We start from the raw sequence: 5,565 nt of genomic DNA on the forward strand, positions 1-5,565 counted from the left end.
AGGGTGGTTTCAAGCCGCTGGCGGATGATGCGCGCCAGTGCCGGGGCACAGCCGCCCGTCGAGATCGTGACCATCACCGGTGCCCGGTCAAGGATCGCCGGAACGATAAAATCGCAATGTTCGGTTTTGTCGACGACATTCAAAAGGATGTTGCGCCGTTTGGCCGCGACCTTGACCCGGCGTGTCAGGTGCATGTCATCGGCGGCGTCAAAGATCATCACCGCGCCATTTAGCATGGTATCGACAAACGGGGCTGCCTCCCAACGGATCGCGCCGGTATCGACCATCGTTGCGATGTCGGTGCAAAGCTCCGGGGCGATGACGGTGATATCGGCCTGGCTTCGCAGCAACAGGCGGAGTTTACCTGCCGCGACCTCGCCCCCGCCCAGCACGATGACCTTTTTGCCGGTGACATGGACGAAGGCCGGAAAGAAGGGGAAGGTTTCCCGGGTTTCCGTTTCAGGGCCATACAGGTTTTCGGGGCTGGCCGTTTTATGCTGCTGTTTATTCTGCGGCGCGCGGTAATACGTCATCAAGAATCTCCTTGAGTTCCGGCAGGCAGGAGCCGCATCCGGTTCCGGCTTGCAACAGGCGGCCGATATCGGCGGTGCTGACCGCATTCTGGTCATGGATGGCGCGCGTGATGGACGCGAGCCCGACCGAGAAGCACGAACAGATCAAACGATCATTGATCGCCCCGGCATCGGGCATGCGGCCCGCCAGAAGCGCATTGCGTTCCGGCCCGCTGATCGCATCATTGCCAAGCAGTGCCGATATCCAGTCCCGGCCAAGGGCAGGGCGATCCGGGCCGACAAAAAGCGCACCGGTGATGCGGTCGCCATTCAGGCGGGCATAGCGATGAACGCCTTTTTTGCCGTCGTTATATTCAATGATGTGCTCGATGGCGTTTTCATTACCAATATTGTTGGCCGCCATTGGCAACATGGATTTGAACAGGCAGGGCCTGTCACCGGCGATTTCATAAATCATGCAGCCGGGGCCAGTTGCCGCCACCCAATAGGGCAGACCTGAAAGATCAACCGGCGTATTGGAAAACAGCAATCCCTGCCAGAGTGGTTCAAACGGTTCGATGGAAACCGGGATATGTTTGGTTTCGGGTTGCCCGGAAAAGGGATCAACATGCGCGGTTGGCAGACGACCAATGCCGCCCGCTGATGAATAAACATCGTTCCAGTGCATCGGCATGAAGACTTCGCCGGGCATCTGGGCGTCTGATACGGATACGCGCATCAGGGCGGTACCGCGTTTGCTTCTGATCCGGGCAATGCCACCATCGGTCAGCTTGTAACGCTTGGCATCAAGGATGTTGACTTCGAGTAACGGTTCGGGCCGATGCGCCGAAAGGCGGGCAGCAGTGCCCGTACGGGTCATGGTGTGCCATTGATCGCGATAGCGGCCGCTATTGGCGATTAGCGGGAATTCCTTGCCCGGTTGCGACATGGGCAGTTTATGCGCGACCGCCAGCATACGCGCCCGCCCGTTTGAGGTGGTGAAAATGCCATTGCCATACAGGCGTTCGGAGCCGCCCGCGGGCTGATGTTTGCGCGATGCGGGCCATTGGAACGGTTCCATGGCGTCATAGGCGGATTTCTTTGCCTTTTGCCACTGGCCGATGTCAAAGGCGCGCATGCCGTCATTTTCAAATTCCGACAGGGCGGCATGTTCGGCGAAAATGTCGGCAGGATCGCGGTATTTGAATGCCTTGCCATATCCCATGGCGCGTGCGACCTGCGTCATGATCCACCAGTCGGGTTTGGCATCGCCCTGTAATTCACGGAACGGGCGTTGGCGGGAAATGCGGCGTTCGGAATTGGTGACCGTGCCGGATTTTTCGGCCCAACCGGCGGCGGGCAGTTTGATATGGGCATAGCGCAGCGTATCGGTATCGTTCACCGTGTCCGATACGATGACAAGCGGGCAGCGCGACAGGGCAAGACGGACGCGATCCGCATCAGGCAGGCTGACGGCGGGGTTTGTGGCCATGACCCAGACGGCCTTGATTTCACCGCGTTCGATGGCGCGGAACATATCAACCGCCTTGTATCCCTCGCCCGGTTCCAGAATATCGGAGTTCCAGAACCGGCGGACCCGGTCAACATCGTTAACATCATTCGGATCCATGTGGGCGGCAAGCTGGTTGGCAAGGCCGCCGACTTCGCGCCCGCCCATGGCGTTGGGCTGGCCGGTGACGGAAAACGGGCTTGCTCCCGGTTTGCCGACCCGGCCGGTTGCCAGATGGGTATTGATGATCGCATTGACCTTGTCAGAGCCACTGCTGGACTGGTTGACACCTTGTGAAAACACGGTGACCGTGCGGTCAAAGGCGGCAAACCAGTTAAAGAACGTTTCCAGTTTCCCCAGACCCGAGCCGTCATGATCGGCGTACTCACTGATCTCGGAGGGATAATCGAGGCCGCATTTTTTTGCTGTACTCTCGATATCGGGGCAGTCCGCGCGTGCCTCGGCGACGGCGGTTTCATAGCCGCTGACATGGCGGGCGACATATTGAAGGTCGCAATGACCGTTCTGGTCAAGCCATGCCAGCAAGCCGTTAAACAGGGCAACGTCGCTGCCCGGTTTGATCGGCAGGTGCAGATCGGCAATGTCGCAGCTTGCGGTTTTGCGCGGATCGATCACGACGATCTTGGTGCCGTGCTTTTCCTTGGCAGTCCGCAAACGCTGGTTCAGGACCGGATGGCACCATGCCAGGTTCGATCCGGTCAGGACGACCAGATCGGCAATTTCGAGGTCTTCGTAGCATCCCGGCACGACATCCGCACCAAAGGCACGTTTGTGCCCGACCACGGTTGATGCCATGCATAGTCGGGAATTGGTATCGATATGCGGTGATCCGATGAAGCCCTTGATCAGCTTGTTGGCGATATAATAGTCCTCGGTCAGAAGCTGACCGGAAACATAGAACGCCACCGATTTCGGGCCATGTTTCTGGATGGTCGCGCGCAGCCGATCCGCGGTTTCCTGTGTTGCGGTCGGCCAGTCGACGGTTTTGCCATCGATTTCGGGTTTCAGCAGGCGGAAATCGCGCTTCATCTCGGCGGTGATCGTATCGATCAGGGCGGCACCCTTTGAGCACAACCGACCCCGGTTGGCCGGGTGATCGGGGTCGCCCCCGACCGCCCAGCCGTCCCGGGTGGGGGAGACGATCAGGCCGCAGCCAACGCCGCAATAAGGACAGGTGGTTTTAACCTCACCCCGCATGGCGCAGACCGATTTGTTCCGCCGTCAGGCCGATATGGACCGTGCCGTCAATGACGCGCAGTTCAACCTTTGCAGCACAGCCGTCATCGGGGCCCTGTGCCTCGCCGGTTTCAAGCGAAAAGACCATGTTGTGCAGCGGGCAGGTGACAAAATGGCCATGCACGATCCCCTGTGCCAGCGGCCCGTCCTTATGCGGGCAGCGATCCAGAAGGGCGTAGACCTGATCATCAAGGGTTCTGAAAATCGCGATGCGATCAGTTTCGGTCTGAAAGGTGCGGGCCCCCTGAAGCGGGATATCGGCGACCGGTCCGACATTTACCCAGTTTACGATATCTGTCATTGCCGTTACTCCGCTGCGATCAGGGAAAGGGATTTGAATTCGTGCGCATCCACGCCCTGGCTGGCGCGTTCAGCCCACGGATCGACCTGTGCCGTTTTCTGGCTTTCCATGAAACGTTCAAACAGGGCGGCGCGATTTTTGGCATCATCGACCACACGTTCCTGAACGTGTTTCAGGCCGACACGTTCGATCCAGGGGGCGGTGCGTTCCAGATAGCGGGCTTCTTCGCGGTAAAGCTGGATGAAGGCGCCGCAATATTCCTTGACCTCCTGATCGGTTGTTACCTTGCACAGAAGTTCGGTCGCACGGACATGAATGCCGCCATTGCCACCCACATGCAGGTCCCAGCCGCCATCGGTTGCGACAACGCCGAAATCCTTGATCGTGGCTTCGGCGCAGTTACGCGGGCAACCTGATACGGCCATCTTGAATTTGTGGGGCATCCACGAGCCCCAGGTCATTTTTTCAAGGTCGACGGCCATGCTCATCGACATCTGGGTGCCAAAGCGGCACCATTCCTGCCCGACACAGCTTTTGACCGTGCGAAGGGACTTGCCGTAGGCATGGCCCGAAACCATCCCGGCGGCATTCAGATCGGCCCAGACGGCAGGCAGGTCTTCCTTTTTCACACCCAGAAGGTCAATGCGCTGCCCGCCGGTGACCTTGACGGTCGGGATATCGAATTTGTCGGCGACATCGGCAATGGCGCGCAATTCGCGCGGGTTGGTCAGGCCACCCCACATGCGCGGCACCACCGAATAGGTGCCGTCTTTCTGAATGTTGGCGTGGACGCGTTCATTGATGAAGCGCGACGCACCATGATCGACATATTCACCCGGCCATGCGGCCAGCAGGTAATAGTTGAGCGCCGGGCGGCAGACGTGGCAGCCGTCCGAAGATTTCCATTCCAGTTCCTGCATGACGGCAGGCATGGTTTTCAGTTTCTTGGCCTTGATCAGGCGACGGACATTGTCATGGTCATGATCGGTACAGGTGCAGATCGGTTTGATGGCGGCGGCCTGATAATCACCGCCAAGCGTTGCCGCCAGAAGGTTTTCAACAAGGCCGCTGCATGAACCACAGGATGCGGATGCCTTGGTGTGGCCTTTGACTTCGTCGAGTGTCGTCAGGCCCTTTTCGGTGATGGCGGAAACGATGGTTCCCTTGCAAATGCCGTTGCAGCCACAAATCTCTGCGTCGTCTGGCAGGGCGGCAACGGCATCAAGAGGGTTTCCGGCGGATCCCCCGGCAAAGGCCTGACCAAAGGCGAGGGTATCGCGAAGTTCGGTCACGTCCTGGGCATCCTTCATCAGCTGGAAATACCAGCCGCCATCGGATGTATCGCCATAAAGGACCGCACCCTTGATCCTGCCGTCTTCAAGAACGATGCGTTTGTAAACGCCGCGTCCGGCATCGCGGAAGACGATTTCTTCGGTTTCGCCGCCGCCGGAAAAATCACCGGCGGAAAAGACATCAACCCCGGTGACTTTCAGCTTGGTCGAGGTGACCGAACCGGCATAGCCATCGGTTTCGATTTCGGCCAGATGATCGGCACAGGATTTTGCCATTTCAAACAGCGGTGCAACAAGGCCATAGCATTGGCCGCGATGCTGCACGCATTCACCAACGGCAAAGATATCCGGATCACTGGTGGTCATGACGTCGTCAACGACAATGCCACGTTCGACGGTCAGTCCCGCGTCTGCGGCAAGGCGCCCGTTGGGGCGGATGCCAACAGCCATGACCACCAGATCAGCCGGGATCATGCGCCCGTCTTTGAGCCGGACGCCGGTTACGCAATCGGTTCCGACGATTTCGGCGGTGTCGGCCTCGGTAATGACATTGATGCCCCGACGGCCAAGTTCCTGTGCGAGAAGATAACCCGCCGACGGATCAAGCTGTCGTTCCATCACGTGACCGGCCAGATGCAGGACCGTGACAGACATGCCGCGCGCCTGCAGGCCGACGGCGGCCTCGAGGCCCAG

Annotated in this window: 4 protein-coding genes; all 4 read right to left on the reverse strand. The window is 59.0% G+C overall.

Features of this window, described 5'->3' with window-relative positions; translation table 11 throughout:
- Positions 1-533: precorrin-2 dehydrogenase/sirohydrochlorin ferrochelatase family protein (locus TH5_RS24880; protein WP_147250188.1), on the reverse strand; the 533-nt coding region annotated here is incomplete at its 3' end.
- Positions 505-3,240 carry a nitrate reductase gene (locus TH5_RS24885; RefSeq protein ID WP_114124114.1) on the reverse strand — a complete coding sequence of 912 codons (2,736 nt, stop codon included), beginning with the start codon at positions 3,238-3,240 and terminating at the stop codon, positions 505-507. The genes TH5_RS24885 and TH5_RS24880, both read right to left, overlap by 29 nt.
- Positions 3,230-3,580, reverse strand: a complete 351-nt coding sequence (gene nirD, locus TH5_RS24890; RefSeq protein WP_114124115.1) for a nitrite reductase small subunit NirD — start codon at positions 3,578-3,580, stop codon at positions 3,230-3,232. Before nirD ends, TH5_RS24885 begins: the two co-directional genes overlap by 11 nt.
- Before the next feature lie 5 nt (positions 3,581-3,585).
- Positions 3,586-5,565 (reverse strand): nitrite reductase large subunit NirB (nirB, locus tag TH5_RS24895; RefSeq protein ID WP_147250189.1); only part of this gene is annotated, 1,980 nt, incomplete at its 5' end.

The sequence above is a fragment of the Thalassospira xianhensis MCCC 1A02616 genome, assembly GCF_003326475.1.
Taxonomy (GTDB): Bacteria; Pseudomonadota; Alphaproteobacteria; order Rhodospirillales; family Thalassospiraceae; genus Thalassospira; species Thalassospira xianhensis.

Bases quoted from the DNA above. Each gene is read 5' to 3' on its own strand.
- TH5_RS24885 (WP_114124114.1), bottom strand. From the start codon at position 3,240: ATGCGGGGTGAGGTTAAAACCACCTGTCCTTATTGCGGCGTTGGCTGC.
- nirD (WP_114124115.1), bottom strand. From the start codon at position 3,580: ATGACAGATATCGTAAACTGGGTAAATGTCGGACCGGTCGCCGATATC.